At 42.8% G+C, this 15,449-nt stretch carries 15 protein-coding genes; all 15 read left to right on the top strand.

All coding sequences use genetic code 11. The features are described 5' to 3' along the window. Window positions 1-151: 151 nt before the first annotated feature. The gene (gene nth / locus KHM83_RS06940; RefSeq protein WP_213236269.1) at window positions 152-829 is read left to right on the top strand and encodes an endonuclease III; all 678 of its coding nucleotides are present in this window, start codon (window positions 152-154) and stop codon (window positions 827-829) included. Beyond that, window positions 822-3,041: a cell division protein FtsA gene (locus KHM83_RS06935; RefSeq protein ID WP_213236268.1), complete on the top strand. Its 2,220-nt coding sequence runs from the start codon at window positions 822-824 to the stop codon at window positions 3,039-3,041. Before nth ends, KHM83_RS06935 begins: the two co-directional genes overlap by 8 nt. Before the next feature lie 10 nt (window positions 3,042-3,051). Next, window positions 3,052-3,747 (top strand): DUF2225 domain-containing protein, encoded by a 696-nt coding sequence (locus KHM83_RS06930; RefSeq protein WP_213236267.1) that lies wholly within the window; start codon window positions 3,052-3,054, stop codon window positions 3,745-3,747. Between the two features lie 100 nt (window positions 3,748-3,847). Then, window positions 3,848-4,450 (top strand): alpha-ribazole phosphatase, encoded by a 603-nt coding sequence (cobC, locus tag KHM83_RS06925; protein WP_213236266.1) that lies wholly within the window; start codon window positions 3,848-3,850, stop codon window positions 4,448-4,450. A gap of 31 nt (window positions 4,451-4,481) precedes the next feature. Beyond that, a complete protein-coding gene (locus KHM83_RS06920; RefSeq protein WP_246542935.1) occupies window positions 4,482-5,279 on the top strand; it encodes an undecaprenyl-diphosphate phosphatase in 798 nt (265 codons plus the stop codon). A gap of 240 nt (window positions 5,280-5,519) precedes the next feature. Beyond that, window positions 5,520-5,981: a chemotaxis protein CheX gene (locus KHM83_RS06915; RefSeq protein ID WP_213236265.1), complete on the top strand. Its 462-nt coding sequence runs from the start codon at window positions 5,520-5,522 to the stop codon at window positions 5,979-5,981. A 20-nt stretch (window positions 5,982-6,001) separates the two neighbouring features. Further along, window positions 6,002-6,472: a tRNA (uridine(34)/cytosine(34)/5-carboxymethylaminomethyluridine(34)-2'-O)-methyltransferase TrmL gene (gene trmL / locus KHM83_RS06910; protein ID WP_213236264.1), complete on the top strand. Its 471-nt coding sequence runs from the start codon at window positions 6,002-6,004 to the stop codon at window positions 6,470-6,472. Window positions 6,473-6,547: 75 nt separating this feature from the next. Further along, window positions 6,548-8,200 carry a Na/Pi cotransporter family protein gene (locus KHM83_RS06905; RefSeq protein WP_246542933.1) on the top strand — a complete coding sequence of 551 codons (1,653 nt, stop codon included), beginning with the start codon at window positions 6,548-6,550 and terminating at the stop codon, window positions 8,198-8,200. Window positions 8,201-8,351: 151 nt separating this feature from the next. Beyond that, the gene (gene trxB, locus KHM83_RS06900) at window positions 8,352-9,290 is read left to right on the top strand and encodes a thioredoxin-disulfide reductase (protein ID WP_213236263.1); all 939 of its coding nucleotides are present in this window, start codon (window positions 8,352-8,354) and stop codon (window positions 9,288-9,290) included. 27 nt (window positions 9,291-9,317) lie between these two features. Continuing rightward, window positions 9,318-9,635: a thioredoxin TrxA gene (gene trxA / locus KHM83_RS06895; RefSeq protein ID WP_213236262.1), complete on the top strand. Its 318-nt coding sequence runs from the start codon at window positions 9,318-9,320 to the stop codon at window positions 9,633-9,635. A gap of 260 nt (window positions 9,636-9,895) precedes the next feature. After that, window positions 9,896-10,981: a BMP family lipoprotein gene (locus tag KHM83_RS06890; RefSeq protein WP_213236261.1), complete on the top strand. Its 1,086-nt coding sequence runs from the start codon at window positions 9,896-9,898 to the stop codon at window positions 10,979-10,981. 194 nt (window positions 10,982-11,175) lie between these two features. Then, window positions 11,176-12,702, top strand: coding sequence for an ABC transporter ATP-binding protein (locus tag KHM83_RS06885; RefSeq protein WP_213236260.1), 1,527 nt, complete (start codon window positions 11,176-11,178; stop codon window positions 12,700-12,702). Between the two features lie 22 nt (window positions 12,703-12,724). Next, the gene (locus KHM83_RS06880) at window positions 12,725-13,846 is read left to right on the top strand and encodes an ABC transporter permease (protein WP_213236259.1); all 1,122 of its coding nucleotides are present in this window, start codon (window positions 12,725-12,727) and stop codon (window positions 13,844-13,846) included. Further along, entirely contained in the window at window positions 13,843-14,772 is a 930-nt protein-coding gene (locus tag KHM83_RS06875; RefSeq protein ID WP_213236258.1) for an ABC transporter permease, read from the top strand. Before KHM83_RS06880 ends, KHM83_RS06875 begins: the two co-directional genes overlap by 4 nt. 229 nt (window positions 14,773-15,001) lie before the next feature. Beyond that, entirely contained in the window at window positions 15,002-15,346 is a 345-nt protein-coding gene (locus KHM83_RS06870) for an RNA polymerase factor sigma-54 (protein ID WP_213236257.1), read from the top strand. The last annotated feature ends 103 nt before the right edge of the window (window positions 15,347-15,449 follow it).

The following is a 15,449-nucleotide window of genomic DNA, read 5'->3' as shown; positions in this document are numbered from 1 at the left end:
ACGTTCTTCATCAAAAAGCGGAGGATTTTATGTTATAATATAGCTTGAATTGCGAATAGGTCTTAAGGCGTATTTTTGTTGTAAAATGTTTAGGAAATGCAAAATAAAGGATGGCATCTAATGATGCTATGGGTATGATAAAGAGGCTGCGATGCTCAGTAAATATAAAATTCAAAAAGTATTGGCGGCACTGGAAGCACTTTATCCGGATGCAAAGGCAGAACTGGATTTTCAAGATCCTTTTCAGCTATTGGTTGCAACAGTGCTTTCGGCACAGTGCACGGATGTGAGGGTTAATCTGGTGACAAAAGAGCTCTTTCCGGTGATACCAACGCCGGCAGATTTAATGATGATGCCAGTGTCGAAGCTTGAAACCGTTATCAAGCCGTGCGGTCTCTATAAATCAAAGGCGAAAAATCTGCACGAAGCAGCAAAAGCGCTGGTAGAAGTACACAACAGCCAAATTCCTAGAGACATTGAGACGCTCATGACGCTGCCGGGCGTAGGCAAGAAAACGGCAAACGTCGTGGTGAGCAACGCTTTTGGCATTCCGGCAATAGCCGTTGATACCCACGTGTTCCGCGTCTCTAACCGCATTGGACTTGCCGAGGCGGGCACTGTCGAGAAAACAGAAGAACAATTAATGGCTAATTTGCCGAAAAGCAAGTGGTCAAAAACCCATCACATGATTATATTCCACGGGAGGCGTGTCTGCAAGGCTCGAAAACCGGCTTGTGATACCTGTACAATAGCACCTTGGTGTGAATATTATAAATCGCTGACACCAAAGATTCCTAAAAAGAATGTTCGAGGTCGTAAAGATGAGTGATAAAAAATTGATGCCAATTCCAAAAGATTTGCTTTTTGCGCTTGATATCGGAACGCGCAATGTGGTCGGTACCGTTGCGCGATTAAATGGTAAGCAGTATGAAGTGATGGATTACGAAGTCATGCCGCATCCCGACCGTGCCATGTTCGACGGACAGATTCACGATATTGAAAAAGTGACAGAAGTTGTCGGCAGCGTCGTGGAAAGCCTTGAGCAGCGCAATGGCTTTAAGCTTGAAAAGGCGGCTATTGCAGCAGCTGGCCGCGCGTTGAAAACTGAGAAGGCAACCGTGGAAAGAGATGTTGACTTTACAAAGGAAATTACGAAAAACCTCACGGATACGCTGGAGATGGAGGCAGTTCAAGCGGCTCAGAAACAACTGATGACAGCTGAAAACCTGCACGCGGAGTACTACTGTGTCGGTTATTCGGTGATCCATTATTTTTTGGATCAAAGCATGATTCTCAATCCTATAGGCCACAAGGGTTCGAAGCTCAAAGTTGCTATTATTGCAACATTCCTACCGCATATTGTCGTTGACAGTCTCTATTCGGTCCTACAACGTGCGGGACTGGAAGTACTTAATTTAACGTTGGAGCCAATTGCGGCAATGAATGTCACGATACCACAGAAGTTGCGTTTGCTGAATCTGGCGCTTGTGGATGTTGGTGCAGGGACGTCGGACATTGCGATTTCAAGAGATGGTACCGTGGAGACGTACGGTATGGTCGCTATTGCAGGCGACGAGATTACAGAACGTCTGGCACAGCATTATTTATTAGATTTCAGTGGTGCCGAACTGCTGAAGATTAACTTGAATAAGCAGGATCATCATTCGTTTACAGATATAATGGGCATGAATCATGAAATCTCAACGGCGGAAGTGATGACCGTTATTGAACCGCTCGTCGAAGATATAGCAGGGCATGTAGCTGCAAATATCGTTCAGCTTAACAAAAAGGCGCCAAGTGCTGTTTTTTGCATTGGTGGCGGCTCGCAAATACCTGGGTTTACATATGCGATGGCTGAAGCGCTTGGACTGCCGAAAGAGCGTGTAGCCATAAAATCGGTAGAGCAGTTGGAGCAGGTGACTTTTATGAAGGAACCGCTAATTGGGCCTGAATTTATCACACCGATAGGCATTGGTGTGACCGCGTTTTCTGAACGAGAGCAGGATTTTATTCAGGTGAGTGTCAATGATAATATTTTGAGATTGTTTCATTCAAAAACCCTTCGCGTTTCGGATGCCCTTATTATTGCGGGGATCAGTGCGCGCAGTTTGCTGGCGGAACGCGGGGACAATATGGAAATGACATTGAATGGCAAAGCAAAAACGCTTCGCGGCGAATTCGGCGAACCTGCAAAGATATTTGTCAATGGCATGGTCTCCAGTTTGGATGCGAAAATAAGTCATAAAGATCAGATAACGATTGAGCCGGCACAAAAGGGTGGTTTAAGCAATAAAACGCTTGGCGATCTCATTAATTATAACGCACAAATTTACTTTAGAGGACAGACGATTAAACTCGTCGATTTTGTGAATGTCAACGGTGTCAACCGTATTGAATCATATGAGATTCAGCCGGGCGACGATGTTGCGGTCAAGGGTATTCCCGATATAAAAACATTGGGGCTGCTCATGGAACTCGATTTGAGAGAAGTCGTTTTCAGTATAAACGGCGAGCGCGTAACACCGCATGCGAACTTGCATCATGGTGATCAAGTCGATTATGAAATAATGCCGTCTGGCTATGTTGAAGAGGAAGCGGATCCAATGATCATTGATGAAACAGCCACAAGTGAAACGCCTTTGTCTATTGAAGATACAGAGACGTTTAAGCGCATTCATGAAGATCGTACAGTCGTTAGGCCTCTAGAAGCGAAGCAGGAAGGAGCGGCGGCAGATGGCAAAATGTTTCCTACAGAGGCAGCACCTTATGAGCGTTCATTAGATGAAGGTGCGATGATGACAGCCAATGACGTTGACAATGAGCTCAACAATACCTCAGGGTTAAAGGTGATTGTCAATGGTGATGATATCCAAATTGAAAATCCGGCGAATCCGATGGTATTTGTAGATATTTTTAATCATATCGATTTTGACATTAGTGAAGCAAAAGGCATACTCGTTTTAAAGCTCAATGGTGAGCGTGCGCGGTATACAGATATACTCAAAAATGGGGACGTTATCGATATTAGTTGGAAGAAATAGGAGGGCAAGCATGGATACGCTTTTTGATCGCGTATACGATTGTCAGGTTTGTGATAACACCTTTAAATCAAAACAAGTAAGGACTTCAGCCGTTCGGCCAAAGAGCAGAGACAAGGATTTTCACGCATACTACGAAGGCGACAATCCTACGCACTATGGTGTTATCTGTTGTCCATACTGCGGCTACGCACAGTTTGAATCCGATTTTAAATCAAAACTGCCGGAAGCAGACAAGGAAAAGATTCGAAAGTTTATTTCGTCGAGATGGCATTATCAGAATTTTTCGCAGTCACGTGACCTAGATCAGGTTATAAGACTGTACATGATTGCACTTGCAAGTTATAAAGTGCTTGGTGCGACCTATTATACTTTTGGCAAAATATATTTAAGACTGGCATGGTGTTACCGTGAAGCAGAAGATTCTGCCAATGAGGTCAAATATTTGACCATGTCAATGGAAGCGTTCTGTGGCAGCTACGAAAAGGAATCGCATGTGGAAAATGATATGCGGGAACTGGAAATTACCTATATGCTAGGTGAAATCAATCGACAGCTTGGCAATTATAAAGAAGCTGTGCAGTGGTATGACAAAGCGATCAATCATCCTTCGGCTTACAAGAATCAAATGATCAAGAAATATGCACGTGAGCAGTGGACTGAAGCTTCAGATGCTTTTCGAAACAGTCAGGACACTGTCAATGTCTGATGTTTGTATCAAAAGATGATGGATGACGTTTGAATATTGTTATATTGACAGTAGAGCTTAAGGAAATCAATGATGCATACGAAAGGAAAAGTGACCTATTATGATGAGAGTCTATTTAGTAAGGCATGGTCAAACACATGCCAATGCTCAGAAGCGCTTTGCTGGTCATTGGGATGTTGCTTTGACTGAAAAGGGAGAAGCACAAGCGGCAGAAGTCGCTGAAAAATTAAAGGATGTGTGTTTTGCAAAGGCCGTATCATCAGACTTACAGCGTGCACGCATTACAGCTGAAACAATCTTAAAAAATCAGCCGGAGTTGGCGCTGGCAATAAATCCTGAATTCAGAGAAATGAATTTTGGAAGCTGGGAAGAAAAGACTTTTGTCGAAATTGGCGAAGCGGAACCATTGCTTTTAAAGCAGTGGTTTGATGATTATAAGGCTTTTGAAGTGCCGCAGGGTGAGAGTGTGCAGGCGCTTTATAATCGCGTCGTGGCGGCATATGAAGCCTATATTGCTGATGGTGACAAGGAAGCACATGTGAATTATCTCATTGTTGCACACGGCGGCGTCATTCAATCGCTGTTGAGCTATCTTTGCTATGGCGATTTATCGGGTTACTGGCGCTTTAAGATTGATAATTGCAAAGTCAATTGCATTGAATATGTGATGGGAATGCCAATCGTTCGGGCGATTAACCAATAGTGATGAAGACTAATCAATTAGGAGCCTTTTTATGAATATGATTCTACTGGCAGTCATCCTCGGTGTTATTGAGGGCTTGACAGAGTTTATTCCCGTTTCGTCGACGGGGCATTTGATTATTGCAAATAACTGGCTGCATTTTGACGGTGATTTCGCCAATCTCTTTGCGATTGTGATTCAGAGTGGTGCCATCGTCGCAGCGATGATCTATTTTCGTGAAAAAATAATACCGCCGCTCAGACATCCTGAGCGTTTAAAAACGTATATTCTGCTTTGGTTAAAAGTGGCCATTGCCATTATGCCGGCTGTTTTATTGGCCTTGACAATGGAAGATATTATTGATGAAGTGCTCTTTAAACCCGTTGTAGTTGCCTTTGCACTAATCATCGGTGCCGTATTACTGATTGTATCGGAAACGCATCAAAAGCAGGTTCATACCGTAACGGATAAAGCGATTACTTTTAAGCAGGCATTGATCGTGGGCGTTTTTCAATGTCTCGCCATTGTATTCCCCGGCATGTCGCGATCGGCATCGACGATTATTGGTGGTATGTGGGTTGGTTTTGATCGGAAACTTTCGACGGAATTTTCATTTCTGCTGGCTATTCCGGCGCTGTGCGGCGCCTCAATTTACAAACTTTTAAAGTTTGAAGGCGACATTGCCCCGACTGAGTGGCAGATGCTTGGTGTGGGCACACTGGTTTCCTTTGTCGTTGCATATTTCGTCATTGCTTTTTTTATGAATTATATTCGAAAACACGACATGAAGCTCTTTGCATATTATCGCATTGTTTTGGGTATCATTGTTTTAGCAATGTTTTATCTATAGCCTTTAATTCGTTGAACCAACGGCGAATGAGAGGCTCGGCGATTATGAGAAGTGATGACGAACGCTAAATTTCATTTATTGATTAGTAATCTACGGATATTGATTGGTATTACTCAGAAAAATAAGCGTTTGAACATGTCCTTCAAAAAAAAATGAAATATGCAGGGGAAATATGGTATATTATAAATGTAGCTTTTTATCTTGTATTAGAAGCTCAATTTATGTGATGGGAGGCACTTAATGAAGGTTGAATATGTCAATGCGTTTATAAAAGCTTCTACGGAAGTTTTGAATAATTTTGTTGCTGAGAAATTTTCTGTCGGGAGACCGTTTATTCGTCAAAATCCTTTTCCAACAAGTGAAATTGTGATTATTTTAGGGATTACAGGCGAATTTAAAGGACAGGCCGTCTTTAGTATGGGACTAGATGTTGCAAAGGCAATTGCATCTGGAATGATGATGGGCATGCCTGTCACTGAAATTGACGAAATGGCAAAGAGTGCACTTTCGGAACTGGGCAATATGATTATGGGCAATTCGGCAACACTTTTGTTTAATCAGGGTATTAAAATTGACATTACACCGCCTTCACTGGTTAAAGGAACATCCATCGAAATATCTTCTGCGGGCATGGAGACGATGTGTGTACCATTGGTATCAAATATGGGTAATGTGGAGTTTGACATAGCCATTAAAGTTTAGAAAGTTTAGGATGGTGTAACATGGCGATCAACATCGTACTGTATCAACCTGAAATTCCGCCAAACACGGGGAATATTGCGAGAAGCTGTGCGATTACCGGTTCGAAGCTCCACTTGATTAAACCGCTCGGTTTTTCAATTGACGATAAGCACGTCAAACGAGCGGGATTGGATTATTGGGATATGCTGGATCTGGAAGTACATGAAAACGAAGCCGCTTTTTTTGAAAAGTATGGCGACAAAAATTTGTTTTTCCTAACGACCAAAGCGACGCGCTATTATCATGAATGCCATTTTCAAGATGAGTGTTTTATCATTTTTGGAAAAGAGACGGCTGGGCTGCCATCTTGGATTCATGAACAATATGCAGATCGTCGCTTTAAGATTCCCATGAAAGTGGATGAGCGGCTTCGAAGTTTAAATTTATCTAATGCAGCAGCAATCGTACTCTATGAGGCATTAAGGCAGAATGCCTATTTTAATTTAGGATAATGTGTCACTACTCAAGTCACAGTAGTGATTTTTTTGTGAAAAAAAAGAATAGCTTTAGGGTGGAAGGAGATTTTTATGGATGTGATAACATCAAAGGAAATACTGGCAATATTATTTCCTTTGCTAGGAGGTCTCGGCCTGTTTTTGTACGGTATGACCGTCATGAGCGAAGGGCTTGAGAAATCCGCCGGCAATCGCCTCGAAAAAATTATCGAGAAGATGTCCGGGAACGTTATCGTTGGTGTTTTTGTAGGAGCCATTGTGACAATGATTATTCAGAGTTCCTCAGCAACAACGGTTATGATTGTCGGTTTTGTCAATGCGGGGATCATGAATTTGTCGCAGTCGATTGGGATTATCATGGGGGCGAATATTGGTACGACCATTACAGCTCAGCTCGTCTCCATTAAACTGACGGCATTAGCACCGATTGCCATTGCCATTGGCGTTGCCATTAAGCTCTTTGCGAAAAACGGCAAACGTGTTGTGATTGGTGAGATCATTCTTGGGTTTGGTATATTATTCTTGGGAATGGATATTATGAAGGATGCAATGGCGCCGCTTAAAACCTACAGTGGTTTTACGGATATGATTGTCAATATCGGTTCGGGTACGATACTGGGTACCATTGAAGGCTTTTTTGTCGGCTTTCTTATTACGGCCATTGTGCAGAGTTCTAGTGCAACAACGGGTATTCTCATTGCTTTGGCGGGGACGGGATCACTTCCAATTGAGGCGGCCTTTCCAATTCTGCTGGGAACCAATGTCGGAACCTGTGTAACTGCGCTGCTATCATCCTTGAGTGCCAGCAGAACAGCTAAACGTGCAGCAATGATGCATTTTCTCTTCAATGTTCTCGGGACCGTGGTCTTCATTATTTTCTTTAGCCGTTTTACCGTCGATATTGTCAAGTCGATGAGTGATGATGCTGCACGTCAGCTCGCGAATGCCCATACGCTGTTCAACATAACGAATACGCTGCTGCTGCTGCCTTTTGCAGGGTTTATCGTTAAAATTGTTCAGGTGATCATTCCAATTACAGATGATGAAAGACAAGAAGAAATGCTCGGTGTTAAATACTTGGATGAGCGTATTTTAGAAACGCCGTCAATTGCACTGGGACAAGTAATCAAAGAAGTGCTTCACATGGGCAACCTCGCAACAATATCCTATGAAAGTGCTGTAGATGCGCTCAAGGAAGGGCATCAGAAGTCTGCTGAAAAAACATTTAAGATTGAAAAGTCGATAAATCAACTAGAGCGCGATATCAGCGATTATCTCGTCAAGCTCTCCAATTCATCCGTTGGTGACTTTGATCGAGAGATTATTGATGGGCTTTTCAGTACGATTAACGACATTGAACGCATCGGCGATCATGCGGATAACCTTGCTGAGTTGGCACTCTTTAAAATTGAAAACAATATCATCTTTTCGGAGAAAGCCGTTATGGAGCTCGAAGAAATGGTAAGCGTTGTCCATGATTCGATGTCAAAATCACTAGAAGCGATGAAGGAATCCAATCGAAAACTTGCGCGGGATGTCATTGAAATTGAAGGCGTTGTGGATGAAATGGAAAAACATCTCAGAAAGACGCACATCAGACGCTTGAATGAGGGTCGTTGCGAAACGAATTCGGGCATTATATTCCTTGATATCATCAGCAATATGGAACGGATTTCAGATCACGCCAAAAATATTGCCGAAGCAGTACTGGCTGTAAAGAATTAAATGACAATACGATGTACGGGTATTATATGAGTACATTGTATGGCGTTTGTTTTATATCAATTGAAAATCATTAAAAAAGCGGGGCGGGACTTGCCTTGCTTTTTTCTTTTGGTGTATAGTATAACTATGCAGATCAATGAGGAGGTTTCCTATGACTTATGATGTAATCATTATCGGCGCCGGGCCGGCAGGCTTGACGGCGGGGTTATATGCAGCAAGAGCTAAAATGAAAACGCTTATTATCGAAAGGGAAAAAGTTGGCGGGCAGATTACAGGCACCAACGAAGTTGCCAACTATCCAGGTGCAGCTGAGGGCATTACGGGTCCGGAACTAACAGATCGCATGGCAGAACAGTGTGCGGCTTTTGGTGCGGAAATGATAAAAGAAACCGTTAAGACAATGACGTTGACAGGCGATGTGAAGCACATTGTAACGAACAAAGGTGCGTATGCATCCAAGAGTGTTATTTTGGCAATGGGCGCATCGCCACGAAAATTAGGCGTTGAAAAAGAAATTGACTTAACAGGCAGAGGCGTGTCTTATTGTGCAACCTGTGATGCAGATTTCTTTACCGATTTGGAAGTCGTTGTCGTCGGTGGCGGGGATACAGCGCTAGAAGAAGCGATTTTTCTGACGAAATTTGCGAAACACGTTAGCGTTATTCACAGACGTGACCAATTCAGGGCGGCAAAATCCATCGTCGAAAAGGCAGAACAAAACGAAAAAATTTCATTTGTGCTCGATTCGGGTGTAAAATCCATTATTGGCGATGAACTCGTTCAAGGTGTTGTCGTTGAAAACTTCAAGACAAAAGCGATTTCAGAAATTAAAGCCGATGATGCCGATGGTTTTATGGGACTCTTTATTTTCGTAGGTTATTTGCCTGATTCTGAATTAATAAAGGATGTCGTTACATGCGATGAGGCCGGCTATATTGTTGCTGATGAACTCATGAAGACCAATATACCGGGTGTTTTTGCGGCGGGCGATTTGCGTGCAAAGAGTTTGAGACAGGTTGTTACGGCTACGGCGGACGGTGCCATTGCTGCTGTACAGGCTGAAAAATATGTGGATGCACTTGAAAACTGATCCCCTTATTCGAGAAAGGAAAAGAAGATGATTGATATTACAAGAGACAATTTTGAAACAGAAGTAAAAAATTATGATGGTTTTGTCGTTGTTGATTACTGGGGGGAAGGTTGCTCGCCCTGTATGGCGTTGATGCCGGATTTTGAATCACTTGAGAGCAAATACGCCGGCAAAGTGAAATTTGCCAAGATCAATACGACACAGGAACGAAAATTGGCATTAAGCCAGCGCGTGCTTGGACTTCCGACGATTGTCCTCTACCAAAACGGTGAGCGTGCAGGTGAGCTCACGAAAGATCGCGCCTCTTTGGATGGGATTGATGAACTTTTACGTTCATTAGTCTAAGCCTTATAGATATCATACAAAGGAGACCCGTAAAGGGTCTTTTAAAACTTTCTTTACTTTATTACATTAATATAATGATTATTGAAGCTGAAATTGGATATAATGAGTAGGGAAGAAAACTCGCGAATGATGAAAAATAATTCTATGATTTAAGGGGAAAAAATTGTAACTTTTTTCTAATATTTAGCAGGAGTTTCAATCTTTTTGTAGAAGTATTATCATTCGGGAACAATTCTTATGAATAAGAGGAGGATTTATTAATGAGTAAAAAAGCAGTAGCATTGATGTTAGTATTATTGCTCGTTGGTATGATGTTTGCAGGCTGTGCACAAAAGGAAGAACCGGCACCTGCAGCGCCAGAAGCGACTACTGAAGAGCCGACGGCACCTGAAGCAACCACTGAAACACCTGAACCGGCTGAACCGATGGTTATGGGGATGATCACTGATACAGGCGGATTGGGCGACCAGTCTTTCAATGATTCAGCTTGGTTGGGTCTTGAAAAGGTAGAGCAGGATTTTGGAATTGAGCGACAAGTGCTCGAATCTCAAAGCGCTGACGACTATATGCCAAATCTCGTTTCTTTTGCTGAAGAACAAGTCAACTTGATTTATGGTGTTGGTTTCCTATTTGACGAATCAATGAAAACAGTTGCAGATAAATTCCCAGATCAAAAATTTGCAATTATCGATTCATCCGGTCTTGAAAAAGACAACGTTGCTGAAATCGTATTCGCAGAAAACGAAGGTTCTTTCCTCGTGGGCGTTATTGCCGGCCTTAAAACAGAAACCAATGTCATTGGGTTCATCGGCGGTATGAAATTCCCACTCATCGAAAAATTTGAATACGGCTTTAAAGCTGGTGTTAAATCAGTTAACCCAGACGCGGAAGTAATCGTAAACTATGCAGATTCTTTTGAAGATTCAGCAAAAGGTAAAGAAATCGCACTCGTTCAGCATCAAGCTGGCGCAGACGTTATCTTCCATGCGGCAGGCGGTGTTGGCGCAGGCCTAATTGAAGCAGCGAAAGAAGAAGGTTTCTGGGCAATTGGTGTTGACCAAGATCAATCTCACTTAGCACCTGAAAACGTATTGTGTTCTATGATGAAACGCGTTGACGTCGGTGTTTACAAAGTGGCACAATCCGTTATCGACGGTACGTTCGAAAGTGGTACTATTGTGTTTGATGCTAAAAATGATGGCGTTGGCTACAGTGACTTAGCTGGCAATTTGACAGATGATTTAAAAGCAGCTGCAGATAAATACCTAGAAGCAATCAAGGCTGGTACTTTTGCCGTTCCTGCGACAGAAGCTGAATTTGATGCTTTTGTGGCACCAGCATTATAGTTATTGCATACAATGATTAAGAGTCAGGTGTCAGATGATATCTGACTCTTTGTTTTTGAGACGGGAAGAGGTGGATTGGCATTTTTGCAGAGCGTGCTGAAGAGGATTCGTATTTCTCAAGGCTGATACTGACAAAATGCTCAATCTCCTATAAAATCAAAAACGGAATCCTAATACCGTATGGAGGGAATTAAATGACAAATGTTGTTGAAATGAAGAACATTACAAAAGTCTTTCCAGGTGTTGTTGCAAACGACAGCGTCAATTTTGAACTGAGACAGGGCGAAATTCACGTCTTATTAGGTGAAAATGGCGCTGGTAAAACGACGCTTATGAATATTCTCTACGGTCTTTATGAGCAGACATCGGGAGATATTTTTATCAACGGCAAGCTTCAGAATATTAAAGATCCAAGTGTTGCCATCTCACTGGGCATTGGAATGGTCCATCAGCATTTTATGTTAGTGGAACCCTTTACGGTGACGGAAAACATTATTCTCGGTTCAGAGACGACAACGGGTTTCCAAAATACCAAACTCGATATGGAGACTGCAACCAATAAAGTACGTGAAATTTCTGAGCAATTTGGCCTTGCCGTTGATCCCAATGCTAAAATTCACGATATTAGCGTCGGGATGCAACAACGCGTTGAAATATTGAAAACGCTTTATCGCGGTGCCGAAATTCTTATTTTGGATGAGCCGACAGCGGTATTGACACCACAGGAAATTATTGAACTAGGCGAAATTCTAAAAAAACTCGTCGCTCAAAATAAATCAATTATACTCATTACGCATAAATTAAAAGAAGTTATGGCGATGTCAGACCGCGTAACGGTTGTTCGTAGGGGCCGCGTTATTGAAACGCTTCAAAAAGAAGAGACAAACATTGATGAGCTGGCTGAATTGATGGTTGGACGAAAAGTTAACCTGAAAGTTGAAAAAGATGAGCATGAAGCCGGAGTGGACGTTCTGACTGTACGCAATCTCCAAGCTGAAAACAATCGAGGCGCTCAAGCACTCAAGGGCGTTGATTTTGAAGTTAAAGCCGGCGAAATTTTCGCGATTGCAGGCGTCGACGGCAACGGGCAAACGGAGTTGGTTGAAGTGCTGACAGGTCTTCGAAAGTCATCAGGCGGCACTTTTTCAATAAAGGGCGATGATTTGACGAAAGCCAGCAGTAAACAAATTCTTAAGCACGGCTTGGCGCATATCCCAGAGGATCGTCACAAACGGGGGCTGGTTCTGGAGCATTCATTAGCAGAAAACGGGTGTCTCGGGAGTCATCTCAATGAACCATTTAGTAAAAAGGGTTTGATGAACGATAAGTATATTCATGAATATACCCGTAATCTTATTGATGAATACGACGTTAGAACGCCGAGTGAGTGGGTTCCAGCCAAGTCGCTTTCCGGCGGGAATCAGCAAAAATTTATTGTTGCACGTGAAATGAATCGAAACCCTGAACTGATTATTGCATCGCAGCCAACCCGCGGCGTTGACGTCGGGGCAATCGAATTTATCCATAAAAAACTCGTTGAACAGCGGGACATGGGCAAGGCTATTTTATTGGTTTCGTTGGAACTCGATGAAGTGATGGCACTTGCGGATCGTATTGGTGTTATCTACGATGGTCAAATTGTAGGAATCATCAATGGTGAAGACGCAAATGAGCGTGAACTGGGCATTATGATGGCCGGCGGCAAGGCTCAAAAAGCCTAATAAGAGATGGAATTGAGGTGATATGATGCAAATGCAAAGAGAAAGTAAGATTAAGATTGCCATTGACAATATAAAATTCCCCCTCTTAGCCATCGTGTTTTCATTTATTATTGGGGCATTTTTTATCATATGGACGGGTAACAATCCTGGCGTTGCATATGTTGAATTGTTTTCCGGAAGCCTTGGCACGGTGAGCCGCTTTGGGGAAACGATGCTGAAGACAACACCGCTCATTTTTACAGGGCTTGCAGTAGGTTTTGGTTATCGCTGCGGACTGTTTAACATCGGTGTTGAAGGTCAGTATATTTTAGGAACTGTTTTTACCATTAGTGCCGGATGGATTTTTAGAGATTTGCCGGGTTCGATCCTGCCAGTTGTTTTATTGATAGCCGGTGCGCTCGGCGGTGCAATCTGGGCGTTTATTCCGGGGATTCTCAAAGCGAAACGCGGCGTTAACGAAGTCATTATTACGATCATGCTCAATTATACAGCACTCTATATTGCAAACTACGTCGTAAGGGCTGTGCTGAATCCTTCTATTCTACAGGGAACGGAGAAAAAAGCTTATTCTGTTATGATTCCTGAGCAAGGTCGATTGACAATGCTTACAGAGATTATGCCGAGCTTTGGTTATTCAAGTGTCAATACAGGGATATTTATTGCCATTATTATGGCGATTATCACATGGTTTATTCTCTTTAAAACGACACTGGGGTATGAAGTGCGCTCTGTAGGTTTTAACCCGTATGCATCTGAATACGGTGGGATCAGCATCGCAAAAAACATAACGCTGGCGATGGTGATTTCAGGTGCGCTTGCCGGTCTTGCAGGTGCTGTTATGATTACGGGGCTCACATATAAAGTAGACATGGCTTCTGGGATGCCGGGGTATGGTTTTGACGGTATTGCCGTCGCACTCGTCGGCAAAAATCATCCGATTGGTATTTTAGCCAGTGCATTTTTATTTGGGATCCTAAAGAATGGTGAACGGAAAATGCAAATTGCCGGTATACCAAAAGAAGTTATCGGTATTATTCAGTCTATTATTATCATCTTTATTGCAGCCGAAGCCATTGGCAGTTATTGGCCGGCGATTAAACGTAAATTAACAGGCAAGAAGGAAGAGGAGGTGAAGGCATCATGATTATCTTTATTGCATTGTTGGCTTCGGCATTAAGGTTGGCAACACCTCTGATTTTCTCAGCGCTCGGCGGAATCTTTTCTGAGCGTTCAGGTGTCGTTAATATTGCCATTGAAGGGATTATGATTAATGGTGCCTTCTTTGCTATTTTGGTGACGAAATTCACAGGTAATCCTTGGTTGGGTGTGTTGGCAGCAATGATCGCAGGTGCGCTGACGGCATTGCTTTTGGCGGTGCTCGCCATTCATTTGCGTGGCAATCAAGTCGTCGCAGGTGTTGCCATTAACTTGTTTGCAACGAGTATTACAGCATTCTTGCTTGAAATGGTCTGGAAGCGTTCTGGACAAACAGATGCTGTTGAACACGCCCTTACGGGTAATCCACTCACTTTTTTAGAAAAAATTCCTGTTCTGGGTGAGCTTTTTGCAGGGCTTACGCCTTTTGTATACCTCGCCTTTGTCGCAGTCGCCATTACCTATTACGTCATTTACAAGACGCCATTTGGCTTGCGCGTCAGAGCAGTGGGGGAGCATCCTAGAGCGGCCGATACAGTTGGGATTAATGTCTACAAAATTCGCTATATCTGCGTTATGATTTCAGGTGTTCTCGCGGGGATATCAGGTGCTTCACTGTCGCTGGGGACCGTTAGTCTCTTCCGCGAAGGGATGACATCCGGCAAGGGCTTTATCGCTATTGCCGCAATGATATTCGGCAAGTGGCATCCAATTGGTGCAATGCTGGCGAGTTTGTTCTTTGGCTTTGCGGAAGCTGTCCAAATTCAGGCTTCATCGCTGGGCATTAACAATATTCCATCGGAATTTTTACAGACACTGCCATATGTTGCGACTATCCTCGTTCTCTCTGGATTCATTGGCAGAGCGGTTGCGCCGAAAGCGGATGGAATCCCTTATGAAAAGGGACATCGTTAGACTGTATAATCTCTTATGACAAGATGTCATTTGAAGGATGGAAAATGGAGGCAAGCCTTAATTTTACAATTAATGGCAAGCCTTCATTTTATTTGTCATTTAACTTTGGTATCATTTTTGCTATAATGATAAAGGACGCCATTTTGATGGATAGCGACGAGAGCGCGGCATCGTATTTGGCGACGTGGCATTATCTTAAATCATTTTTAGAATAGAGATGGGATTGCTTATGAAAATGAATTTTAACTTGAATCTCCTTCAAACTCAGAAATTGATTATGACGCCCGAGCTTAAGCAAGCGATTGAAATTCTTCAATACAATGCACAAGAGCTCAGCGAATTCATTGATGAAGAGCTCCTGAATAATCCCGTACTGGAGCGCATTAATCAAGTGAATGAAGAAGATGGCGAAAAGCGTCAAAACAATGATGAGGATGAGTTCGTCTATGATAACGACAAGGGAGATAAGAAAGAAGTTGACTGGGAAGATATGGTCAACTATTTCGAAGATGCGAGACCTCTTGGCAACATCAGTTATGATTTTGATGAAGAATTGAGCCTGAATTATTCATGAACCTATGATCAACTTCAAAATCAAAAATGACATTATTTTTTGTGTGTTATTTTCAGAATTACATGAGTCTGCCCTAAAAAAGGTTAGACTTATCCCGTATATG

The sequence above is a fragment of the Fusibacter paucivorans genome (assembly GCF_018390735.1).
Taxonomy (GTDB): domain Bacteria; phylum Bacillota; class Clostridia; order Peptostreptococcales; family Acidaminobacteraceae; genus Fusibacter; species Fusibacter paucivorans.
Note: the sequence above shows the minus strand (reverse complement) of the source record. Positions and strands in the feature narration are given on the sequence as shown.